18 protein-coding genes are annotated in these 22,457 nt (G+C 69.8%); 9 read left to right on the top strand and 9 right to left on the bottom strand.

The features are described 5' to 3' along the window. Positions 1 to 61: 61 nt before the first annotated feature. From pheA to ACIBAE_RS13010, 3 genes are all read left to right on the top strand, one after another. Complete coding sequence (gene pheA, locus ACIBAE_RS13020) at positions 62 to 997, top strand: prephenate dehydratase (protein WP_399284526.1); 936 nt, start codon at positions 62 to 64, stop codon at positions 995 to 997. 578 nt (positions 998 to 1,575) lie between these two features. Further along, entirely contained in the window at positions 1,576 to 2,853 is a 1,278-nt protein-coding gene (gene serS, locus ACIBAE_RS13015) for a serine--tRNA ligase (RefSeq protein ID WP_399284525.1), read from the top strand. After that, complete coding sequence (locus ACIBAE_RS13010; RefSeq protein ID WP_399284524.1) at positions 2,850 to 3,710, top strand: HAD family hydrolase; 861 nt, start codon at positions 2,850 to 2,852, stop codon at positions 3,708 to 3,710. The genes serS and ACIBAE_RS13010 overlap by 4 nt, the downstream gene beginning before the upstream one ends. 197 nt (positions 3,711 to 3,907) lie before the next feature. On the opposite strand, the gene ACIBAE_RS13005 is transcribed toward ACIBAE_RS13010, so the two are convergent. The 5 genes from ACIBAE_RS13005 to ACIBAE_RS12985 form a co-directional block, all read right to left on the bottom strand. Then, positions 3,908 to 4,600: a hypothetical protein gene (locus tag ACIBAE_RS13005; protein WP_399284523.1), complete on the bottom strand. Its 693-nt coding sequence runs from the start codon at positions 4,598 to 4,600 to the stop codon at positions 3,908 to 3,910. Positions 4,601 to 4,871: 271 nt separating this feature from the next. After that, on the bottom strand, positions 4,872 to 5,591 hold the full coding sequence (locus ACIBAE_RS13000) for an ABC transporter permease subunit (protein WP_399284522.1): 720 nt from the start codon (positions 5,589 to 5,591) through the stop codon (positions 4,872 to 4,874). Positions 5,592 to 5,616: 25 nt separating this feature from the next. Further along, positions 5,617 to 6,528, bottom strand: coding sequence for an ABC transporter ATP-binding protein (locus tag ACIBAE_RS12995; RefSeq protein ID WP_399284520.1), 912 nt, complete (start codon positions 6,526 to 6,528; stop codon positions 5,617 to 5,619). Beyond that, positions 6,525 to 7,538 carry an ABC transporter permease gene (locus ACIBAE_RS12990; protein ID WP_399284519.1) on the bottom strand — a complete coding sequence of 338 codons (1,014 nt, stop codon included), beginning with the start codon at positions 7,536 to 7,538 and terminating at the stop codon, positions 6,525 to 6,527. The genes ACIBAE_RS12995 and ACIBAE_RS12990 overlap by 4 nt, the downstream gene beginning before the upstream one ends. Next, positions 7,528 to 8,514 (bottom strand): ABC transporter ATP-binding protein, encoded by a 987-nt coding sequence (locus tag ACIBAE_RS12985; protein ID WP_399284685.1) that lies wholly within the window; start codon positions 8,512 to 8,514, stop codon positions 7,528 to 7,530. Before ACIBAE_RS12985 ends, ACIBAE_RS12990 begins: the two co-directional genes overlap by 11 nt. 245 nt (positions 8,515 to 8,759) lie before the next feature. Here ACIBAE_RS12985 and ACIBAE_RS12980 point away from each other — a divergent pair, with 245 nt between their 5' ends. The 5 genes from ACIBAE_RS12980 to ACIBAE_RS12960 all read left to right on the top strand — a co-directional run bounded on the left by ACIBAE_RS12980 (position 8,760) and on the right by ACIBAE_RS12960 (position 13,806). Next, on the top strand, positions 8,760 to 9,590 hold the full coding sequence (locus tag ACIBAE_RS12980) for a M24 family metallopeptidase (RefSeq protein WP_399284518.1): 831 nt from the start codon (positions 8,760 to 8,762) through the stop codon (positions 9,588 to 9,590). Beyond that, a complete protein-coding gene (locus ACIBAE_RS12975; RefSeq protein ID WP_399284517.1) occupies positions 9,587 to 11,398 on the top strand; it encodes an SDR family oxidoreductase in 1,812 nt (603 codons plus the stop codon). Before ACIBAE_RS12980 ends, ACIBAE_RS12975 begins: the two co-directional genes overlap by 4 nt. Beyond that, positions 11,395 to 12,339: a metal-dependent hydrolase gene (locus tag ACIBAE_RS12970; protein ID WP_399284516.1), complete on the top strand. Its 945-nt coding sequence runs from the start codon at positions 11,395 to 11,397 to the stop codon at positions 12,337 to 12,339. The genes ACIBAE_RS12975 and ACIBAE_RS12970 overlap by 4 nt, the downstream gene beginning before the upstream one ends. Further along, a complete protein-coding gene (locus tag ACIBAE_RS12965) occupies positions 12,336 to 13,118 on the top strand; it encodes a MerR family transcriptional regulator (RefSeq protein ID WP_399284514.1) in 783 nt (260 codons plus the stop codon). The genes ACIBAE_RS12970 and ACIBAE_RS12965 overlap by 4 nt, the downstream gene beginning before the upstream one ends. A gap of 142 nt (positions 13,119 to 13,260) precedes the next feature. Continuing rightward, the gene (locus ACIBAE_RS12960) at positions 13,261 to 13,806 is read left to right on the top strand and encodes an RNA 2'-phosphotransferase (protein ID WP_399284684.1); all 546 of its coding nucleotides are present in this window, start codon (positions 13,261 to 13,263) and stop codon (positions 13,804 to 13,806) included. Between the two features lie 34 nt (positions 13,807 to 13,840). Here ACIBAE_RS12960 and ACIBAE_RS12955 read toward each other — a convergent pair whose 3' ends face one another. Next, positions 13,841 to 14,752, bottom strand: a complete 912-nt coding sequence (locus ACIBAE_RS12955; RefSeq protein ID WP_399284512.1) for an LLM class flavin-dependent oxidoreductase — start codon at positions 14,750 to 14,752, stop codon at positions 13,841 to 13,843. A 338-nt stretch (positions 14,753 to 15,090) separates the two neighbouring features. On the opposite strand from ACIBAE_RS12955, the gene ACIBAE_RS12950 reads away from it, so the two are divergent. After that, the gene (locus ACIBAE_RS12950) at positions 15,091 to 15,936 is read left to right on the top strand and encodes a Cof-type HAD-IIB family hydrolase (RefSeq protein ID WP_399284511.1); all 846 of its coding nucleotides are present in this window, start codon (positions 15,091 to 15,093) and stop codon (positions 15,934 to 15,936) included. Positions 15,937 to 16,030: 94 nt separating this feature from the next. On the opposite strand, the gene ACIBAE_RS12945 is transcribed toward ACIBAE_RS12950, so the two are convergent. The 3 genes from ACIBAE_RS12945 to cydB all read right to left on the bottom strand — a co-directional run bounded on the left by ACIBAE_RS12945 (position 16,031) and on the right by cydB (position 22,457). Next, positions 16,031 to 17,737, bottom strand: coding sequence for a GAF domain-containing sensor histidine kinase (locus ACIBAE_RS12945; protein ID WP_399284509.1), 1,707 nt, complete (start codon positions 17,735 to 17,737; stop codon positions 16,031 to 16,033). Positions 17,738 to 17,825: 88 nt separating this feature from the next. Further along, complete coding sequence (gene cydD / locus ACIBAE_RS12940) at positions 17,826 to 21,443, bottom strand: thiol reductant ABC exporter subunit CydD (protein ID WP_399284507.1); 3,618 nt, start codon at positions 21,441 to 21,443, stop codon at positions 17,826 to 17,828. A gap of 15 nt (positions 21,444 to 21,458) precedes the next feature. Continuing rightward, the gene (cydB, locus tag ACIBAE_RS12935) at positions 21,459 to 22,457 is read right to left on the bottom strand and encodes a cytochrome d ubiquinol oxidase subunit II (protein ID WP_399284505.1); all 999 of its coding nucleotides are present in this window, start codon (positions 22,455 to 22,457) and stop codon (positions 21,459 to 21,461) included.

Below are 22,457 nucleotides of genomic sequence, written 5' to 3'. Positions count from 1 at the left end.
CCCTGAACCCCGACTCGTGAACACGGAGCCATGGACACGGTCGGCCCATTAGGGTGACCGTATGTCGGCCACGCGCTATACGTATCTCGGCCCCGAGGGCACCTTCACGGAAGCCGCCCTTCGTACCCTCCCGGAAGCCGCCACGCGGGAACTCGTCCCGATGGTCTCCGTAGCAGCCGCCCTCGACGCCGTACGGAACGAGGAGGCGGCGGCCGCACTCGTACCGATCGAGAACTCGGTGGAGGGCGGGGTCACCGCGACCCTCGACGAACTCGCCTCCGGCGAGCCGCTGATGATCTATCGCGAGGTGCTGCTGCCCATCACCTTCGCGCTACTGGTCCGGCCGGGCACGAAGCTCTCCGACGTGAAGACGGTGACCGGTCACCCGGTCGCCCAGCCGCAGGTGCGGAACTGGCTGCGGACCCACCTGCCGAACGCGGTGTGGGAGTCGGCCGCATCGAACGCGGACGGCGCACGGCTGGTGCAGGAGGGCCGGTTCGACGCGGCCTTCGCCGGCGAGTTCGCGGCGGCCACGTACGGCCTGGAGCCCCTGTTCACCGAGATCCACGACGCGGAGAACGCGGAGACCCGCTTCGTGCTGGTGGGCCGGCCCGCGCGGCCCTCCGCGCCGACCGGCGCGGACAAGACGTCGGTGGTCATCTGGCTGGGCGACGACCACCCGGGTGCGCTGCTCGAACTGCTCCAGGAGTTCGCGGTGCGCGGGGTCAACCTGATGCTGATCCAGTCGCGGCCGACGGGAGCGGGGATCGGTAATTACTGCTTCGCCGTGGACGCCGAGGGCCATATCTCGGACCGTCGTGTCGGCGAGGCGCTGATGGGGCTGAAGCGGATCTGTCCCCGCGTACGGTTCCTCGGCTCGTACCCGCGGGCGGGTGTGTCGACGGCGGATGTGCGGACCCTGCGGCGCGGCACTTCCGACGCGGAGTTCATCACGGCGGCCGAGTGGCTGGCGCGCAGCCAGGACGGCCGTTCCTGACGGGCGACGACTGCGGGCCGGCGCCTGTGGATGTTCCACAAAGTTATCCACAGGCATACTCTCCGCCTGGGGACAAGTCGACAACGCAAGCCGACACAGTCGACATATCACTCCAGTCCCCCCACTTCCACCACGGGGCAGCGAGCCGGCTCGTGTCACCTCAATTCCGCCGATCAACTCGTTAGAGCGAGCAATTCCCACCCGAATGAGTGTGTGAATGGGGTTTGAGGGGACAATTTCCCAGCCTCACTCAGCAGTCGGAACGATCACTTCCGTGATCCACAGATGATCCGCACACCCTGTGGATAAGTAGACGCACCCTGTGCATTTCTGTGGACAACATCCTCCCCGCGTCCAGCCGAAGGCCGCCTCAAGTCCCGCCTCTCACAAGGGTGGTGAGTCAAGGCGGCAGCGACGGACTGCCACGTTCCGGGGAATTGGATCTCCTTTATCGACGAACGGCAGGTAGCGCCCAGGGGATTTTCCGACAGCTTTCTTAATTGCGGCAATACGGACAAAGGGTCGCACGTGCCGATATCGAGTGGGCCGCTGTCAGCGCACACCGGTAGCCTGGTGGGGTGATTGACCTTCGCCTGCTCCGTGAGGACCCCGACCGTGTCCGCGCCTCCCAGCGCGCCCGTGGAGAGGATGTCGACCTTGTCGACGCCCTGCTCTCCGCCGATGAGCGGCGCAGGTCGTCCGGCGTCCGCTTCGACGAGCTGCGCTCCGAGCAGAAGTCGCTCGGCAAACTGATCCCCAAGGCGTCCGCCGAAGAGAGGGCGGAGCTGCTCAAGAAGGCCGAGCAGCTCAAGGCCGACGTCAAGGCCGCCGACGCCGAGCAGCACGAGGCCGACGAGGACGCCAAGCGGCTGCTCCTCCAGCTCGGCAATGTCGTGCACCCCGACGTCCCGGTGGGCGGCGAGGAGGACTTCGTCGTCCTGGAGACGCACGGCACGATCCGTGACTTCGCCGCGGAGGGCTTCGAGCCCCGGGACCATCTGGAGCTCGGTGAGGCGCTGGGCGCCATCGACATGGAGCGCGGCGCCAAGGTGTCCGGCTCGCGCTTCTACTACCTGACCGGCGTCGGCGCGCTCCTGGAGCTGGCCCTGGTCAACGCGGCGATCGCACAGGCCACGGAGGCCGGCTTCATCCCGATGCTGACCCCGGCGCTGGTCCGCCCGCGCGCCATGGAGGGGACGGGCTTCCTCGGCCAGGCCGCGGAGAACGTGTACCACCTGGAGAAGGACGACTACTACCTGGTCGGCACGTCCGAGGTCCCTCTCGCCGCGTACCACATGGACGAGATCATCGAGGCCGACAAGCTGCCCCTGCGGTACGCGGGCTTCTCGCCGTGCTTCCGCCGCGAGGCCGGTACGTACGGCAAGGACACCCGGGGCATCTTCCGGGTGCACCAGTTCGACAAGGTCGAGATGTTCTCGTACGTCGACCCGGCGGAAGCGGAGTCGGAGCACCAGCGGCTGCTGGACTGGGAGAAGCAGTGGCTGACCAGCCTCGGCCTGCCCTTCCAGGTGATCGATGTGGCCACGGGCGACCTGGGCGCCTCCGCCACGCGCAAGTTCGACTGCGAGGCGTGGATCCCCACCCAGGGCAAGTACCGCGAGCTCACCTCCGCGTCCAACTGCGAAGGCTTCCAGGCCCGCCGGCTCTCCGTCCGGATGCGGGAGGGCAAGCAGGTCAAGCCGCTGGCGACGCTGAACGGCACGCTCTGCGCCGTACCGCGCACGATCGTGGCGATCCTGGAGAACCACCAGCGGGCCGACGGTTCCGTGTGGGTGCCCGAAGTGCTCCGTCCGTACCTCGGCGGCCGCGAGGTACTGGAGCCGATCGCCAAGTGACCGCCGGCCCCGCTTCCGTGCCGTCGTCCCCGGCGTCGTCGGCCCCGTCCTTCCCGTACAAGCTGGTCGCGACCGATCTCGACGGCACGCTGCTGCGTGAGGACGGCACAGTCTCCGGGCGTACGCGCGAAGCGCTCGCAGCCGTCGCCGCCGCGGGCGCCGCGCACATCATCGTCACGGGGCGTGCGGTGCCCTGGACCCGGCACATCCTGGACGACCTGGGGTACGAGGGCCTCGCGGTCTGCGGCCAGGGCGCGCAGGTCTACCACGCCGGTGAGCACAGGCTGCTGACCTCGATAACGCTGGACCGGCAGCTGGCCGGACTGGCGGTCTCCAAGATCGAGGCCGAGATCGGCCCGCTGGCGTTGGCCGCGAGCCGGGACGGACTCGACGGCGACGTGCTGATCGGCCCGGGTTACCGAGTCCACGAAGGCCCGCTTCCGGCGGTGGCCGTCGATGACCCGGCGGAGCTGTGGTCGGCGCCGCTCAACAAGGTGTACATGCAACACCCGGAGCTGGACGACGACGCGCTGGCGCGAGTGGCGCGGGCGATCGCCGGTGGCCTGGTGGATGTGGTGATGGCGGGCGCGGGAGTCGTGGAGATGCTGCCACTGGGCCTGAGCAAGGCCACCGGCCTCTCCCTCGCCGCGCGCCGCCTCGGCGTCAAGGCCTCGGACACGATCGCGTTCGGTGACATGCCGAACGACATTCCGATGTTCGGCTGGGCGCACCACGGCGTGGCGATGGCGAACGCGCACGAGGAGTTGAAGGCCGTGGCGGACGAGGTCACGGCGTCGAACGAGGACGACGGCATCGCCGTGGTCCTGGAGAAGCTGCTGCGGCGCTGGAAGGCGTAGGAAGACCTTGCTCGGTTCGCCCGACTCGCAACGGATCGCCCGGAGATGTCAATCGGGCTGAAGCGGTGCGAGCCAGGCGTGATTTCACGACCCCGGCGTTTTCCCGGGCATGCCTGGGAGAGCGGCGGAGCATCCGGAACAGCGACCGCGCCCGCCCGCCCACGCACTGCGGGCAGGCGCGGTCCCCCGAGTCCGGATCAGCGACGCTGAGGGCGGCGACGCAGATCCCTCAGTTGATGGGCGAGACCGTCCATCCTGGAGTCCAAGCGGCTGATGTCGCCGGACATCTCGCACAGCCGGTTGCTGATGGCCGCGACGACCTGGTTGGTGGCGTCGAGCCGCCGGTCCAGACTGTCGAGCCGGTACGACATCCGGTGCAGGACCGGCCCCAGCTCCCGCAGCGCCACCCCGACCCCGCCGAGGCAGGACTCCACGTCGGTCATGCGCCGGTCAAGATTCGCGTAGCCCTGACGAAGATCTTCCTCGGCGTCCAGGAGATACGTACGGACGCGCCGTGCGATGTCGCTGTCGCGGAGAAGCATCGCGGTGTTGAGCACGGCACGGCGGGTGTAGAGCGTGAGGCTGGAGCGCCTCTGTGGATAACTTCCGCTCTCACCGGATGAGAGTGACATGTTGTCACTCTGATATTCGCGCAGGTCAGAGCCTCGCAGCACCCGCATCCCGTTCTCGGCCAGTTCGGCTCGATGCCGCGCGGTCAACTGCCGCATGACGCCTGTGGATACTTCGAAGTACCGCGCTACGTCCTCTGTGCGCACATGAATTCCGTCCGGGAGCATGACGAGAGCCTTGACTTTGTCGAGCGTCTCGACCCGCACCATGACGCTGTCACGCATCGTGCGCGATTCGAGCAGAGCACCCTCTGGTGGCATGACCATGCCTTCCCTGATGAGCCGATGACGGACGGCCCTGTCCCCGGGCTTCAGGGGCGGAGGTCGGCTCACGGTGGCTACTCACTCAATGACCGGGCGGCTTTCGATCCAGCACCGGCAATCCCCAGATTCACGAACGCTCGACGTAACGAACTCCAGTTGCCTCCACGCATCATGAACAACGAACCGATAAACGTACAGTTACGCGGAAACCCCCACCCATCGGGCAGGGGTTTTCGCGTACACGTGCGCCGGTCCGTAGAGTCCGCGCTCACTCCTCGCCCGCGAGCGTGAGCGTCCGCAGCTTCTGGCCGGCGTACCAGGTCGCGATCACCGTGACCCCCACCAGCAGTCCTACCGCCAAGGGCAGCTTGACGTCGGAGGTGATCGCACCCTCGCCGCCGATCTTCTGGGCGAGCGCCAGCGCCCACTGCTGAACGCTGAGCGTGCGCGCGCCGGCGACGAGGCTGCCGAAGAGCGCCTCCCAGACCAGTGCGTAGACGAGTCCGATGACCACGGCATGGCGGCTTACCGTGCCCAGCAGCAGGAAGAACGCGCTGTACGCGATCGAGGCGACGAGCGCCGCGACGGTGTAGGCGATCGCGATCTGCTGACCGTTGCCGTTGAGGATCCAGCCGGCGACAAAGGTGGGGATCGCGGAGAAGGCCATGGTGACCGCGATCGCCACGATCAGCTTGGTGAAGATGATCGTCGGCCGCTTCACCGGCTTGGCCAGCAGGTACACGATCGAGCCGTCGTCGATCTCGGGTCCGATCGCGCCCGTGCCCGCGATCACACCGATCAGCGGCACCATCGTGGCGAGGGCGAAGCCGCCCAGCACGTCGGAGGCGACCTGGTCGTCCGCGCCGTTGAGAACGCGGACGGCCACCGAGATGAGAATCAGCAGGGCGGGGAGCAGGAAGAGGATCGCGGCCCGGCGCCTGCCGAGCAGGGCCCGGTAGGTGAGCCGGGCGACGGTGGGGTTGTACATGACGTCACAGCTCCTTTCAGGCCGCTCAGGCCGCTACGAGATAGGAGAAGACCGACTCGAGGGACTCGTCCGAGGGCGAGACCGTGAGCAGCCGGATGGAGTGCTCACGGGCGACCCGCGGCAGCAGTTCGGTGAAGCGGCCGAAGTCGACCGCCTGGATACGCAGCGCACCCTCGGCGACATCCACCTCGATGCCCGCTGTCGACGGATCCCCGATCAGCGCGGCGGCGAGCGCGCGATCGTCGCTGGACCTTACGAGATAGCGGTGCGGCCGGTCGGTCATCAGGCGACGAATCTTGCGGAAGTCACCGGAGGCGGCATGCCGCCCGGCCACGATCACCTCGATGTGCGAGGCGAGTTGCTCGACCTCCTCCAAGATATGGGAGGAGAACAGAACGGTGCGGCCCGTGGCGCCCATACGCCGCAGCAGATCCATCAGCTGCATGCGCTGGCGCGGGTCCATACCGTTGAAGGGCTCGTCGAGAAGCAGCACGGACGGGTCGTGGACCAGGGCGGACGCCATTTTCACGCGCTGGCGCATGCCTTTGCTGTACGTCGCGATCCTGCGGTCCTGCGCGTACTCCATCTCGACCGTGGCCAGCGCGGCCCGGGCCGCTTTCGCGCCGAGCCCGTGCAGTTCGGCGTTGGCGACCACGAATTCGAGACCGGTGAGGAAGTCGTACATCGCCTCCCGCTCCGGCACGATGCCGATCTGCCGGTACACCGATTCGTTGCGCCAGATCCGCTGTCCGTCGAGGGTGACGGTACCCGTCGAGGGAGCGAGGAAGCCGCCCATCATGTTGATGAGGGTCGACTTGCCCGCGCCGTTGGGGCCGAGGAGTCCGGTGACTCCGGGGCCGACGGTCATCGTCACGTCGTTGACGGCCACCACATTGCCGAACCAGCGTGAGGTGTGCTCGATTTCGATGGTGGTCACAGCCCGACCTTCCGGTAACGGCGCATGAGAACGGCGTACGAGCCAAGGATGAGGGCGAGGACGACGACCAGATAGACCACGCCGACGCCGGCCGAGGGCCCCGCACCGCCGGGGAAGGAGGAGCCGGCGCCCAGGAAGGCCGTCTGTACGCCGTCGATGAGGGTGATCGGCGAGAAGAGGCCGAGCCACTTGACCGCGTCGCCCGCGTCGACGCTCCAGGCGATCGCCTGGAGCGTCGAGACCGCTCCGTACGAAATGACCAGTGTGGCGATCACGGCGGCGACGCCGAAACCACGACGCGGGGTGAGTGCGGCCATCACCAGGCCGAGCCCGCCGAAGAGAATGGAGAGCAGCGCCACGGACACCAGCCCCTGTCCGAATCCCTTGGTCTGGTGGGCGAAGTCCATCTTGGCCAGCAGCGAGCCGGCGTAGAGGACGACGAGCGGGGAGGCGGTCAGGATGAAGAGGGCCGAGGTCATCGCGCCGTATTTGGCGAGCACGTAGTCGACGCGCTCGATCGGGCGGGAGAAGTAGAGCGGCACGGTCTTGAAGCGCAGATCCCGGGAGACCGACTGCGGTGCCTGCGAGGCGAGATAGAGACCGATGACGGCCTGGGTGACGATCGCGTAGCGCGTGTAGTCGAGCGGCAGATCCGTGAGATCGGTGGTGACGGCCACGGCGACGACGATCGCCGCGGGCACGCACATCACCGCGAAGAGGATCATCGGCAGGACCTTGGACTTGGCCGAACGGCCCAGACCGTACGCGCCGCGCAGGGACTGCGAGTAGAGGGAGCGCCGGGCGTAGGCCCGGCCGAGCCGGGGCCCCTCGTAGTCGCGGTATCCGATGTTGTGGATCCGGGTGGTCCCGGAGCCGGGCCCGGTGGCGAATCCGGCTCCCGCCCCTGTACCGGTCCCTGCCCCGGTCTCTGATCCGGTCCCTGCTCCGGTCTCTGATCCGGTCTCTGATCCGGTCTCTGCTCCGGTCTCTGCTCCGGTCTCAGTGCTCATCGCTGGTGCCTCCCTTCCGCAGTGCGTACTCCGCCTCGTCGCCCGCGCGCGGGCGGAAGACCTCGGCGATGTGGTGTCGCCGCTGTTCCATGCGTACGAGCCCCAGGCCGAGCCCGGCGACCGTGTCGCGGACGACGTCGTACGTCTCCTCGCCCGTGGCCTCGATCAGCAGGATGTGGCCCGCGCCGGGCAGTCCTTCCTCCCTGCCCGCGTGGAGCCTGAGTCCGGCCGCCGTGAGCGACTCGCGCAGCGCGTGTGTGCCGTCCGGGTGGGTGTCCGAGTCGGTGACCTCGACCGCGAGGGTGGTGGTGATCTGGGTGAAGTCGCTGGTGGAGCTGGAGCGAAGCAGCTTTCCGCCGTCGATCACGACGACATGGTCACAGGTACGTTCGAGCTCGCCGAGGAGGTGCGAGGTGACCAGGACGGAGATGCCGAAGTCGGTGTGGATACGGCGGATCAGGCCGAGCATCTCGTCGCGGCCCACCGGATCGAGGCCGTTGGTCGGCTCGTCGAGGAGGACCAGCTGCGGGTCGTGGACCAGTGCCTGAGCGAGTTTGACGCGCTGTTTCATACCGGTCGAGTAGCCGCCGATGGGGCGGTACCGCTCCTCGTACAGGCCGACATGGCGCAAGGTGTCGGCGGTGCGCTCGCGGGCCGCGGTAGGGGGGAGTCCGGACATGCGCGCCATATGGACGACGAACTCGGTGGCCGAGACGTCCGGCGGCAGGCAGTCGTGCTCGGGCATGTACCCGACACGCTCACGGATGGCGCTGCCGCTGGTGGCGACGTCGAGCCCGAGCACCGTGGCCCGGCCTTCCGTGGCGGGGGACAGACCCAGCAGGATCTTGATCATGGTGGACTTGCCGGCTCCGTTGGCGCCCACCAGACCGGTCACACCGGGTCCGATGTCGAGGGAGAGCCGGTCAAGCGCGGTCACCCGGGGGAACCGCTTGCTCAGGGCTTCGGTCGCGATCACAGTCACGGTTCGACGTTAGTGGCGCGGGCCACAGTGGGCGTCAGCCTTGGCGGCTGTATCCCTGTCCCCCTGCAGACGTAGGGACCCGTAAGGGCCAGGGACCACCGGTGGACCGCCCGTCGATGACCGCCGCAGGTTATCCACAGGAAACCCCCGGCCTCTTGACGTGGCCGCCGACCATTGTCACATTCATCAGTGTCACGTTACGGACACGTACCGCACACGGGGCGGCGAGTGGGGGGCGCGTGAGGGACGAACAGACCTGGGAACTGACGGGGTTCCGGGAGGTGCAGCGACTGGCCTACGCATGCGCGGAGGCCGTCGCGGCGCGGCTGAAGCCGGGGGTGACCGAGCGTGAGGCAGCGCGGATGCAGCGCGAGTGGCTGCGGGCCCGCGGCGTACGCGACTGGTTCCACCTGCCTTTCGCCTGGTTCGGGGACCGTACGGCGTTCGCCGGCTTCCGGATACCGCTGCAGTTCTTCCCCACCGACCGCCGGCTGGAAGCGGGGATGCCGTTCATCCTCGATCTGGCGCCGGTGTACCGGGGCTTCACGGCCGACGTCGGTTACTCGGGATGTCTCGGCCCGAATCTCCTGCACGACAGGCTCCTCGCCGATCTGGCGGCACATCGCGAGCTGATCCTGCGGGAGGTGCGCGAGCAGCGCACCCTGCGAGAGATCTATGAGGACGTGGACCGGCTGATGATGCGTCAGGGATACGCCAACCGGCACCGGGCCTATCCCTTCGGCGTCGTCGCCCACAAGGTCGACCGGGTGAAGGAACGCCGCTGGTCACCCCGGGTTTTCGGGTTCGGGACCCAGGCACTGAAGGGGCTGGCGAGCGACGCGCTGCACGGTCACCGGGACGGCTGGTCGCCGCTGTGGAGCCCGTACGGATTCTCCGATCACCCGCCCAGACCCGGGCTGTGGGCGGTCGAGCCCCACCTCGGTTTCCGTGGGACGGGCGCGAAGTTCGAGGAGATTCTGGTGGTCACCGACTCCCGGGATCCGGAGCAGAGCGCGTTCTGGCTGGACGACGATCTGCCGCACGTGCGGCGCTGGGCGGAGGCTGTATGAGCACGCGGGAAAGCAGGAGCGGCAAGAAGAGCGACGGTACGAAGGCGGGGCTGGTGGGGGTGCGGGAGCGCCGGGTGCGGACCGGTGGCGTCGATCTGAGCGTCGTCGAGTTGGGCGACCCGGCGCGGCCCACCGTCCTGTTGGTGCACGGCTACCCGGACAGCAAGGAGGTCTGGTCGGAGGTCGCGGGGCGGCTCGCCGACCGTTTCCACGTGGTGCTGTACGACGTACGGGGACATGGCGGGTCGACGGCGCCGGTCCCGCTGCGCGGCGGCTTCACCCTGGAGAAGCTGACGGACGACTTCCTGGCCGTCGCCGACGCGGTCAGCCCGGGGCGGCCGGTGCATCTGGTCGGCCACGACTGGGGTTCCGTGCAGGCGTGGGAGTTCGTCACAGTGGCGCGGACCGAGGGCCGGATCGCCTCGTTCACCTCGATATCGGGCCCGTCGCTGGACCACATGGGGCTCTGGATCAAACGACGGGCGACGCGGCCCACCCCGCGCCGGGCCGGCCAGCTGCTCGGCCAGGGTGCCAAGTCCTGGTACGTGTACCTGCTGCACACACCCGTACTGCCGGAGCTCGCCTGGCGCGGCCCGCTGGGCAAACGGTGGCCCACGATGCTCCGGCGGATGGAGAAGATCTCCGACGGGGGGTATCCGACATCCTCCCTGCCGCAGGACGCGGCGCACGGCGCCTGGCTCTACCGGGACAACATCCGCGCCCGGCTGCGCCGGCCGCGTACGGACGCCTACGCGCACGCACCTGTCCAGCTGATCACGCCGACCGCCGACATCTTTCTGTCGGAACGGCTCTACGACGATCTTGAGCAGTGGGCTCCACGACTGGTCAGGCGCACGCTGCCCGCCAAGCACTGGGTGCCCCGCACCCGGCCCGACCAACTGGCCTCCTGGATCTCCGACTTCATCACCACCCATGAGTCCGGCGGAAACCCGGCCACGGGTACGGCGCCGAACGGGCCGCACGCCGAGCGCTTCGGCGGCCAGCTCGTCCTGGTCACCGGAGCGGCCAGTGGGATCGGCCGGGCCACGGCCTTCGCGTTCGCCGAGGCGGGCGCGCGGATCGTGGTGGTCGACCAGGACGCGGAGGGGGCGGCCAGGACCGTGGAGCTGGCCCGGCTGATCGGCGCCCCCCAGGCATGGGCCGAGCCGGTCGACGTCGGCGACCAACAGGCGATGGAGAAACTCGCCGCGAAGGTCGCCGCGGACTACGGGGTCGTCGATGTCCTGGTCAACAACGCCGGGATCGGGCTCTCGGGGTCGTTTCTCGACACCACGGCGGAGGACTGGAAGAAAGTCCTCGACGTCAATCTCTGGGGTGTCATCCACGGTTGCCGGCTCTTCGGTAAACAGATGGCGGAGCGCGGCCAGGGCGGCCATGTCGTCAACATCGCATCGGCCGCCGCCTACCAGCCCTCGAAGGCACTACCGGCGTACAGCACGTCCAAGGCGGCGGTGCTCATGCTCAGCGAATGTCTGCGGGCCGAACTGGCCGGACAGGGCATCGGGGTCTCGGCGATCTGCCCCGGCTTCGTCAACACCGCCATCACGTCCACCGCGCGCTTCACCGGAGTGTCCGCAGAGGAGGAAGCCCACCGCAGGAAGAAGGCGTCCCGGCTCTACGGACTGCGCGACTACCCGCCGGAGAAGGTCGCGGACGCCGTGCTGCGCGCCGTCGTGCGGGACCAGGCGGTCGTGCCGGTCACTCCGGAGGCCCACGCCGCGCGGTTCCTGTCGCGCCTCGCGCCCAGGGCGCTGCGCGCCCTCGCACGGGTGGAGCCACCGCTGTGAGCGCCGAAGAGCGGGCTCCGCGCGGAGCGAGACGGGAGCGCCACGGCATCGCTCCGCGCCGGGTCTCGTTCGACTGGCGCGAGACGCCTCTGCACTGGATACCGGAGGAACCCACCGCCACGCATGTCATCAATGTGCTGCACCTGCTGCTTCCGGCGGGCGAACGGTGGTTCGTGAAGGTGCTGAAAGAGGCACTGCCGCTGGTCACCGACCCGGAACTGCTCAAGGACGTCAAAGGGTTCATGGGGCAGGAGGCCACGCACAGCGTGCAGCACTCCACCGTGCTGGACCATCTGGCCGCACAGCGGCTGCACACCGAGGCGTACACCCGGCGCATCGACTTCCTCTTCGAGAAACTCCTCGGCGAACGCGTCCCGTTCGGTGTGCCGGTGTCCGCCGCGCTGTGGCTGCGCTTCCGGTTGTCGCTGGTCGCCGCGATCGAACAGTTCACCGCGGTCCTGGGGGACTGGGTGCTGGCCGCCGGGGAACTCGACCGGGCCGGAGCTGACGGGATCATGCTCGATCTCCTGCGCTGGCACGGCGCGGAAGAGGTGGAGCACCGCGCTGTCGCCTTCGACATGTACCAGCACTGCGGCGTCTCGGAACCGCGCAGATATGTCCTGCGGATCGTGGGCATGGCCGTGGTCGCCCCCGTACTGCTGTGGCTGTGGGTGACGGGCTCCGCTTATCTGATCGGGCACGACCCTCAGCTCGCCGACCGCGCGCGCTACTCCCTTCGTGAGCACAACAAGGCGGTCGGAAAGGGGTTGCTGCCCGGCTGGAAGGCGCTGGGCGCGGCGATACCCCGCTACTGCCGGCCGTCGTACCACCCCTCGCGCGAGGGGTCACCGCGCAGGGCAGCCGAGTACCTCAGGTCCTCGCCCGCGGCCCGTGCGGCGGCGGGTGAGGTGGGCCGCGCGGCGCCGGGGCGGAAGGAGTGAGCGCGCCCGGGCCCGCACCCGGGGCCTCGCGAGCGCCCGAACCCGGCCGCGAATACCGGATCGAAGGGCTGGCGTACGCGAGCGGCGCCACCGTCCGTACGATCCGCGCCTACCAGAATCGCGGGCTGCTCCCCAGACCGGAGCGGCGCGGGCGGGCCAACGTGTACCGCGAGGGCCATCTCGCCCGGCTTCGGCAGATCGCCGGTCTGCTGGACCGGGGCTACACCCTGGCCTCCGTCAAGGAGCTGCTGGACGCGTGGGAAGCGGGACGAGGCCTGGGCGCGGTGCTCGGTGCGGACTCGGAGACGCACGGACCACGGGCCGCCGAGGGGGCGGCCCTGATCCCTCGCGCGGAGGTGGCCGAGCGGCTCGGCGGCCCGCCCGACGTCGCGGCGCTCGCCGGAGCGGCGGAGCTGGGCGTACGGGAACGGGTCCCCGGCCGGGACGACATCTTCCCGGTCCCCGGTCCGCAGGAGCTCTCCCTGACAGCCGGGTTGTACGCGGCGGAAGCGCCGCTGCCCGCGACGTCCGCCCATCGTCCGGCCGTGGACAGCCCAGCCGTGGACAGCCCAGCCGTGGACAGCCCAGCCGTGACTGTCACCGGGCGGCTTTCCGTGACGCTGCCCGCGGAAACGATTCGGGCGGTGGAGAGGCTGGTTGGGCCGGAGAACACGGTGGCCTTCATCGTCGCTTCCACCGAACGCGAGCTGCAAGCAAGGACGTTGAACTCCCTGTCCACAACTCGCCGACAAGGTAGTCATTTTCCCCAAAAGGGTTAAATTGCCTCTGAGTTGTCCACAGAATTGTCTCATTGCCTGGGGACAACTCATGTTGGCTGTGGATCAAACCTGTGGGTCATGAAAGCTCGGAATGAAGTGGCAGACCGCCGGGTCTGCCCGGCAGGCTGTCCGGATGACCTGAATACCCGATGAACGACGCACCGTGAAGGTGTCGAAGTACCTGTCCAAGCATCTGCGCCATCAGCCCGAGCGGATCGGCATCACTCTCGACGCGAACGGCTGGGTGGCGGTCGACGAACTGATCCGCGCGGCCACCGAGCACGGCTTCCGGATCAGCCGTGCCGAACTCGACCATGTCGTCGCCTCCAGCGACAAGCGGCGGTTCGCGGTCGACGGGGACATGATCCGCGCCAACCAGGGCCACACCGTCGCCGTCGAGCTGGGGCTGGCCCCGGCGGAGCCACCCGCGTATCTCTACCACGGCACGGTCGCCCGCCATCTGGACGCGATCCGCGCCGAGGGGCTGCGCCGCATGGCCCGTCACCATGTCCATCTCTCGTCCGACCGCGAGACCGCGACCCGGGTCGGCGCACGCCGCGGCCGGCCCGTCGTCCTGTCGGTGGACGCGGGCGCGATGCACCGCGACGGCCTCGTCTTCCACATGAGCGCCAATGGCGTCTGGCTCACGGACTTCGTGCCGCCGCGGTTCCTGCGCTTTTCCAGTTGAGTGGAACGGTCCGCAGCTCCTCCGGGACCGGGTACTACGTCCGAAGCTGCGTGAGCGCCTCCGTGGCGATCCGCTCGAAAACCCCCTGGTCGGCGGCGAAATCCGAGTCCGGGATGGGCGCGTGGATCACGATCTCGGTGATGCCCAGCTCGAAGTGCCTGCCCGCGAAGTCCACGAACGCGTCGAGCGATTCCATCGGGCCGCCCCGGTCCGGCGTGAATCCGGTGAGCAGGATCTTCTCCACCCCGGACGCCTCCCGGCCGATCTCCGCGCAGGCCTTGCCGAGCCGTTCGATCTGGCCGCGAATGGCCTCGCGGGACTGCTCAGGCGTGCCCGTCTCGAAGAGCTTCGGATCCCCTGTCGTCACCCATGCCTGGCCGTGCCGCGCCGCGAGCCTCATCCCGCGGGGTCCGGTGGCCGCGACCGCGAACGGGAGCCGGGGCCGCTGCACGCATCCCGGAATACCGCGCGCCTCGACCGCGGAGTAGAAGGTCCCGTCGTACGTCACGGAGTCTTCGCTCAGCAGTCTGTCGAGCAACGGTACGAACTCGGCGAACCGGTCGGCCCGCTCCTTCGGTGTCCACTCCTCCTGGCCCAGCGCTGTGGCGTCGAACCCCGTGCCACCTGCCCCGATGCCCAGGGAGACCCGGCCGCCGGAGATGTCGTCGAGTGAGATCAGATCCTTGGCCAGGGTCACCGGATGCCGGAAGTTCGGCGAGGTCACCAGGGTGCCGAGGCGGATCCGCCCGGTGGCGGCGGCCGCCGCCGTCAGAGTCGGCACCGCCCCGAACCAAGGCCCGTCGCGGAAGGTGCGCCAGGACAGGTGATCGTAGGTGTACGCGGTGTGAAAGCCGAGCCGCTCGGCGCGCTGCCACTCGTCTCGGCCACCGTCGAGCCAGCGGCGGACGGGAAGGATCACGGTGCTCAGACGCAAGGGGGGAGTCATGCTCGTGAGCCTAGGACGTGGGTCTTCCCGTCGCGGCACTGGCACCGGGCCCCCGAGCGACCACGCCGAGCGCGGCCGGTCCGACGCCCGCCGTTACCGGAAGACACGCCGAACCGGCGCCGTGATCCTCAGGTCGCACTGTCCTGACGGGCGGCGTCGCACGCTGCGCATGGGCGCGAGCCCGACATGTACCGGCCGGCGTGGGGAGGCGGGGCGGGGACGCCCCTGCGCGGCTCCACCCCGCGATCATGTCCGCTCGCCGCCTGAGCAGGAGACACCCCACGCCTGATGCCGGCCGCAGGGCACCTGTCCTCGATTCTGTGCATGAGAATGGGACGGTGACCTCGCCTGACGATTCCCCGCTCCCCGCCCGGCCCCGGCTGATCGCCACCGATCTGGACGGCACCCTGCTGCACGACGACCGATTCGTCTCGGACCGTACGGTCGCCGCGCTCGCCGCCGCCGAGAAAGCCGGTATCGAGGTCTTCTTCGTCACCGGGCGCCCGGCGCGCTGGATGGATGTCGTCCGTGACCACGTACACGGTCATGGGCTGGCGATCTGTGCCAACGGCGCCGCGGTCGTCGATCTGCACGCCGGCGGACATCTGGTGAAGGTCCGCCCCCTGGACCGTGAGGTCGCCGTCGATGTCGTCCGGGCGCTGCGTGACGTGGCCCCGGGAACGACTTTCGCGGTCGAGCTGACCACCGGCATCCACTACGAGCCCGCGTACCCGCCCTTCCAGCAGGACCCGGGCGCGACCGTCGCCACCGCCGAGAAGCTCCTCCGCGCCACGGACGAGGCATCGGCGGACCCCGTGGTGAAGCTCCTCGCCCACCACCCCGACCTGCCCCCGGACGGTTTCCTCACGCTGGCCCGTACGGCGGCGGGTGACCGCGCCTCCATCACCCGTTCGAGCCCGACCGCGCTCCTGGAGATCAGCGGCCTCGGTGTGAGCAAGGCGAGCACGCTCGCGCTGTGCTGCGCGGAGCGCGGTATCTCGTCCGACGAGGTCGTCGCTTTCGGTGACATGCCGAACGATCTGGAGATGCTGACCTGGGCCGGAACGTCGTACGCGATGGGCAACGCCCACCCGGACGTACTGGCCGCCGCCTCCGGCCGTACGGTCACCAACAACGAGGACGGCGTCGCGGTCGTCATCGAGGAGATCCTGGCGCGGCTGTAGAGCCCGCCCGGGACGCCCCTGGAACACCGGGCACCTGCCTCGGGGGCTCCCTCGCGCCCAAAAAGCGCCACCGGCGCTCCCCCCCCCCCGGCCGTCAGGGACACAGCGGCGCCTCCCAGATCACCGTCGTACCGCCGCCGTCCTCCCCCAGGCCCGGCCCGCACGTACTCAGACCGCCCAGCGACTCCGCCCGTCGCCGCAGGTTGCGCAGTCCGCTGCGGCGGCCGCCGTCCGGAATGCCCACACCGTCGTCGGCGACCGACAGCCGGACCGCTCCGCTCCCGTCGGCGAGCCGGATCGTGGCGTCCACCACGACTTCGATCCGGGTGGCGTGGGCGTGCCGGAAGGCATTGGAGAGTGCCTCGCGCAGCGCTGCGATCAGGTTCTTGCCGGTGAGTTCTCCGACTGCGGAGTCGACCCGGCCGACAAAGCGGTGGGCGGGCCTGAAACCCAGCGGCACGGCCGCCATCTTGATTTCGCGCAGCACCCGGATACGCAGCCCGGACGGCGCCTCGGCCGATCCCTGCTGGAGCGCGAAGATCGCTGTACGGATCTCCTGGATGGTGACGTCCAGTTCGTCGACAGCCTTGCCGATGCCCCGGTGCGCCTCAGCGGCGACCGGACCGCGCTGCGCGCTCTCCAGCAGCATCCCGGTCGCGAACAGTCGCTGGATGACCAGATCGTGCAGGTCCCGGGCGATGCGGTCGCGGTCCTCCAGGACCGCCAGCCGCTCCCGGTCGCGCTGCGCCTCGGCCATCATCAGTGCCAGGGCGGCCTGTGAGGCGAACTGGGTGGCGAGGATGCGCTCCGTCTCGGTGAAGCGGCGTCCGCCCAGCGCGCGGGGTGTGACGAGTGCGCCGAGCACCCGGCCGTCGCTGTGCAGCGGCAGGAGCATGGTCGGGCCGAAACCGGCGGCCAGGTCAGTGATCATGCGCGGATCCGTGGCGGAGTCGTCAACGAAGACGGACTCGCCGGCCAGCAGGGCCCGGACGACGGGGCTCTCCGCCGGAACGACGGTGCCCAGTTCGGAGCGGGGGCTGTCGGCGCTGACGGCGACGATCTCCAGACCGCCGTCGGGGGCGGGCAGCATGACCACGCCCGCGGCGGAGTCCGCGAGGGCCCGGGCCTGTTCGGCGACGACGGTGAGGGCGTCGCCGACGTCGCCGCTGGAGAGCAGGGCCGTGGTCACCGCGACCGAGCCGTCGATCCACCGCTCGCGCTGTCGGGCCGCCTCGTACAGCCGGGCATGGCCGACGGCGATCCCGGCCTCCGTGGCCAGCACCCGCACCATATGGAGGTCCTGGTCGTTGAATTCGCCCCCGCCGCTTTTCTCGGCCAGATAGAGATTGCCGAAGAGCGCGCCGTGGACGCGGATGGGAACACCCAGGAACGTGCGCGTGGGCGGACGGCCCGGCGCGTATCCGGCCGAGCTCGCATCGGTGGTCAGATCGGTGATCATGACCGGGTCGGGGTGCCGGATCAGGGCGCCGAGGAGGCTCCGGAGTCCATCGGGCCTGCGGCCGATCCGCTGGGCCACGTCCTCGTCCACGCCGTACGTGACGAAGTCGGAGAGGCCGTCGCCCGTCTCGTCGACGACACCGATCGCGGCGTAGCGGGCGTCCGCGAGTTGGGCCGCCGTCTCGCAGATTCGATCAAGAGTGGTGTGCAGTTCCAGGCCCGTACCGACGGAACGCATCGCCTCCAGCAGCTGCGGAACCCGAGCGGTGGCTTCGATGGACAGGCCCTGGAGACCGCGCGCCGCACGGGCGGCGGCTTCGAGGGGGTCCGTTGATTCGGGCACTTTCATGACTTTGAGACTAGTTAGTCATCATGAGGGTGGAAAGTCGGTTACCGCCCGGCTGCGGGATGGCAGCCGGGCGGTAACCGGATCATCCCCGGCGGAGCAATTCACCCGCGCGCTCACGTTCCAGCATCCGCCGCAGCGGTCCCTCCTCGGTGACGAGCCGCTCGTAGGGCCCGCGCTGTACGGGGCGGCCCTCGTCGAGCACGATCACCTCGTCGACCAGGTCGAGGCCCCGCAGCCGGTGGGTGATGAGCAGAGCTGTCCGCCCCTCGGTCGCTTCCAGCAGATCGGCGGTCAGCGCGTCCGCCGTCGCCAGGTCCAGATGCTCCGCGGGCTCGTCCAGCACCAGCACGGGGAAATCGGCGAGGAGCGCCCGGGCAAGCGCCAGGCGCTGCCGCTGCCCCCCGGAGAGCCGCGCGCCGTGTTCGCCGACGAGGGTGTCCAGCCCGGCGGGCAGGGAGTCGGCCCAGTCGAGCAGCCGGGCCCGGCGCAGGGCGTCGCGCAGCTCGTCCTCGGTCGCCTCCCTGCGGGCGAGCCTGAGGTTCTCCCGTACGGAACTGTCGAAGAGGTGCGCGTCCTGGGCGCACAGCCCGACGAAGCCCCGGACGGTGTCGCCGTCGAGCGCGGCCGCGTCCGTCCCGCCCAGCAGGAAGCCGCCCTCACGGGCATCGAGGAAGCGCAGCAGTACCTGGGCGAGCGTGGTCTTGCCCGAGCCCGAGGGCCCGACCACGGCGACCCGCTTACCGGCGGTCAGGGTCAGATCGAAGCCGCTCAGCGCGTCCCGGTGCTGCCCGGCGTACCGCGCGGCCAGCCCCCGCATCTCCAGCGGGAACGGCGACACGGGAGCGGCGGCCGGCTGGTCCGGCTCCCGTACGGGCACGGGGGCGTCCAGTACCTCGCACACCCGCTCCGCGCTCAGGCCGGCACGCCGGCGGTAGCGCACGGCGAGCGGCAGCCCGGCGACCGCCTCGAACGCGGCGAGCGGGGTCAGGACGACGACGGCCAGCTCGACGCCCGCGAGCCGCCCGTCCCGTACCGCCTGTACGCCGACGACCGCTGCGGCCGCCACGGTCAGCCCGCAGGTGAGGGCGGAGAGGCCGCCGCCGAGGGCGGCTGCGCCGGCGCCCCGCGAGGCGATGGCCGTGAGAGTCACATCGGTGTCCCGGACCTGGCGCATACGGCTCGTCAGCGCGCCCGCGACGGTCAGCTCCGCGGTGCCCCTGAGCAGATCGGTGACCCGGGTCGCCAACAGCCCTCGTGCCGGGGCCAGTTTCCGCTCCGCGCGGCGGGCGCATGCGGCGCTCAGCAGCGGCACTCCCATTCCGGCGAGGAGCAGCCCGGCGGCCAGTACTGCCCCCGCTTCGGGCAGCAGCCACGCCGTGAACCCGACGGAGCCCGCTCCGACGAGCAGTGCGGTGCCGACCGGGAGCAGCCAGCGCAGCCAGTAGTCCTGGAGTTCGTCCACATCGGCGACGAGCCGGGACAGCAGGTCTCCGCGTCTGGCCTGGCGCAGCCCGGCGGGCGCGACGCGCTCCAGCCGCCGGTACACGGAGACCCTGAGGTCCGCGAGCATTCTGAGCACCGCGTCGTGGGACACGAGCCGCTCGGCGTACCGGAAGACGGCCCGGCCGAGGCCGAAGGCGCGGGTCGCCGTCACCGCGACCATCAGATAGAGCACGGGAGGCTGTTCGGAGGCGCGGGAGATCAGCCAGCCGGACACCGCCATGAGCCCGACAGCGGAGCCCAGGGCGCAACTCCCGAGCAGCAGCGCCAGTCCGAACCGCCCGCGGAGCGCCCCGGCGGCGGCCCGCATCCGCGCGAGCGGATCCCCGGGGACCGGACGGCCACCGCCCTCGGCCCCGAAGGCGACCGGCGCGATGCTGTCTTCGCCCGCGGATGCCTGGTTCTCGCTGTGGGCCGCGCGGGAGTCGCGGACGGCTGTCGTGCCGAGGTCCGTGCCGGAGGGGGACTGCCGCGCCGATCCCAGCGGCCCGGCCGGCCCCGGTGAACCGGCCGGCCCCATCGACCGTGCCGACCCCACGGATTCCCGTGGCTCCGGTGACGCCGCCGACCGCTCCGGCAGGGTGATCACCCGGTCCGCGACCGCGAGCAGTGCCGGGCGGTGGACGACCAGCAGTACCGTGCGGCCTGCCGCCAGACGCCGTACGGCATCAACGACGCTTGCCTCCGTCTCGCCGTCGAGCGCCGCCGTGGGCTCGTCCAGCAGCAGCATCGGCCGGTCGGCGAGGAACGCGCGTGCCAGCGCGAGCCGTTGGCGCTGACCCGCCGAGATCCCTGCCCCGTCCTCACCGAGCTCGGTGTCCACACCCTGGGGGAGAGCGGCGACGAAGTCGTACGCCCCCGCGTCCCGCAGGGCCGCCCGTACCGCCGCTTCGTCCGCGTCCGGACGGGCCAGCCGCACGTTCTCCGCGATCGTCCCCGCGAAGAGATGCGGCTGCTGTGGAACCCAGGCGATCCGTTCCCGCCAGCGCTCCAGGTCAAGGGAGTGCAGTGCCCGTCCGCCCACCCGTACCCGGCCCTCGTCGGGTGCGACGAACCCGAGCAGCACCTGGAGCAGCGTGGTCTTCCCGACCCCGCTGGGGCCGACCAGAGCCACCGTTTCCCCCGGCTCGACGGTCAGCGTGACCGCGTCCAGGGAGGCCTCCGTACGGCCCTGATGGCGGACCGTCACGCCCTCCAACTCCAGCCGGGGATCGGCGGGCACCTCCCCCCTGCCGCCCGTCAAGGGCTCGGTTTCCAGGACCGTGAAGATCTCCTCGGCGGCGGCAAGTCCCTCGGCTGCCGCGTGATACTGCGCCCCCACCTGCCGGATCGGCAGATACGCCTCGGGGGCGAGGATCAGCACCACCAAACCGGTGTACAGATCGAGCTCACCGTGGACGAGCCGCATCCCGATACCGACAGCGACCAGCGCGACCGACAGGGTCGACAGCAGCTCCAGCGCGAACGAGGAGAGAAAGGCGAGTCGCAGGGTGCGCAGCGTGGCCTGCCGGTACTCGGAGGTGATCCGCCGGATCGACTCCGCCTGCGCCGTGGCCCGGCCGAAGACCTTGAGGGTCGGTAGTCCGGCGACCACATCCAGGAAGTGGCCCGACAGTCGGGAGAGCAGCCGCCACTGACGGTTCATCCGGGCTTGTGTGGCCCAGCCGATGAGCACCATGAACAGTGGGATCAGCGGGAGGGTGACCACGATGACCGCCGCCGAGACCCAGTCCTCGGTGACGATCCGCGCCAGGACCGCCACCGGCACGACCACCGCGAGGCCCAGCTGCGGCAGATAGCGCGCGAAGTAATCGTCCAGGGCATCCACGCCGCGGGTGGCCAGCGCGACCAGCGATCCGGTGCGCTGTCCGCTCAGCCAGCCCGGCCCCAGCTCGGCGGCCCGGGCCAGCAGCTGTCCGCGCAGTTCGGACTTGACCGCCGCGCCGGCCCGGTGGGCGGCCAGTTCGGTCAGCCAGGAGACCAGCCCGCGCCCAACGGCGACCGCACCCAGCAGGAGGAGCGGCGTACGCAGGTCGGAGCCGTCCACCCCCTCGTGGAACGCCCCCACCACCACGTCGGCGATCAGCATCGCCTGGGCCACCACCAGCCCGGCACCGGCCAGTCCGAGAGCCACCACGGCCACCAGGAAGAAGCGGGTGGTGCGCGCGTACCGGAGCAGGCGCGGGTCGATTGGTTTCACGTGAAACACCCCTTCCTAGGCGTCCGCGATGTGCCGCGTGCCGATCCGCTTACGGAACACCCAGTACGTCCAGCCCTGGTAGAGCAGTACGACCGGCGTCGCGATCGCCGCGCACCAGGTCATGATCTTCAAGGTGTACGGGGTGGACGAGGCGTTCGTGACCGTCAGGTTCCACGCCGGGTTCAGCGAGGACGGCATGACGTTGGGAAAGAGCGTCAGGAAGAGCATCGCGACCGCGGCCACGATCGTCACTCCGGAAAGGGCGAACGACCAGCCCTCACGTCGCGCCGCTATGGCCCCGACCGCACCGGCCAGCGCGGCCACAGCCACGATCAACGCGATCAGGCTCTTGCCGTCACCGTGGTCCGCCTGGGTCCAGCACAGGAAGCCGAGCACCGGCGCGGCCACGACCGGCCCCAGGACGAGCGCCAGCTTCCTGGCCCGTACCCGTATGTCGCCCACCGTCTTGAGCGCGGCGAACACGGCCCCGTGGAAGGTGAAGAGAGTCAGGGTCACCAGCCCGCCCAGGATCGCGTAGGGGTTGAGCAGGTCCCCGAGGTCGCCGACGTACTCCTTGTGCGCGTCGATCTTCACGCCCCGCACGATGTTGCCGAAGGCCACCCCCCACAGCAGGGCCGGCAGGAGCGAGGTCCAGAAGATCGCGTGCTCCCAGTTGCGCTGCCAGTTCTCCTCGGGCCGCTTGGCCCGGTACTCGAAGGCCACACCGCGCACGATCAGGGAGAGCACGATGAGCAGCAGCGGCAGATAGAAGCCGGAGAAGAGCGTCGCGTACCAGTCCGGGAACGCGGCGAAGGTCGCTCCGGCGGCGCTCAGCAGCCATACCTCGTTGCCGTCCCAGACGGGTCCGATGGTGTTGATCAGGACCCGCCGCTCCTTGCGGTCGCGGGCCAGCAGTTTCGTCAGGACCCCGATCCCGAAGTCGAAGCCTTCGAGGAAGAAGTAGCCGGTCCAGAGGACTGCGATCAGGACGAACCAGACGTCGTGGAGTTCCAT

Source organism: Streptomyces sp. NPDC051569 (genome assembly GCF_044454085.1).
In the GTDB taxonomy this organism is placed as follows: Bacteria; Actinomycetota; Actinomycetes; order Streptomycetales; family Streptomycetaceae; genus Streptomyces.
Note: the sequence above shows the minus strand (reverse complement) of the source record. Positions and strands in the feature narration are given on the sequence as shown.

Excerpts from the sequence above, each read along its gene's own strand:
- pheA (WP_399284526.1), top strand. The coding sequence starts at position 62 with ATGTCGGCCACGCGCTATACGTATCTCGGCCCCGAGGGCACCTTCACG.
- ACIBAE_RS13005 (WP_399284523.1), bottom strand. The coding sequence starts at position 4,600 with ATGCCACCAGAGGGTGCTCTGCTCGAATCGCGCACGATGCGTGACAGC.
- ACIBAE_RS13000 (WP_399284522.1), bottom strand. The coding sequence starts at position 5,591 with ATGTACAACCCCACCGTCGCCCGGCTCACCTACCGGGCCCTGCTCGGC.
- ACIBAE_RS12990 (WP_399284519.1), bottom strand. The coding sequence starts at position 7,538 with ATGAGCACTGAGACCGGAGCAGAGACCGGAGCAGAGACCGGATCAGAG.
- ACIBAE_RS12975 (WP_399284517.1), top strand. The coding sequence starts at position 9,587 with ATGAGCACGCGGGAAAGCAGGAGCGGCAAGAAGAGCGACGGTACGAAG.
- ACIBAE_RS12955 (WP_399284512.1), bottom strand. The coding sequence starts at position 14,752 with ATGACTCCCCCCTTGCGTCTGAGCACCGTGATCCTTCCCGTCCGCCGC.
- cydB (WP_399284505.1), bottom strand. The coding sequence starts at position 22,457 with ATGGAACTCCACGACGTCTGGTTCGTCCTGATCGCAGTCCTCTGGACC.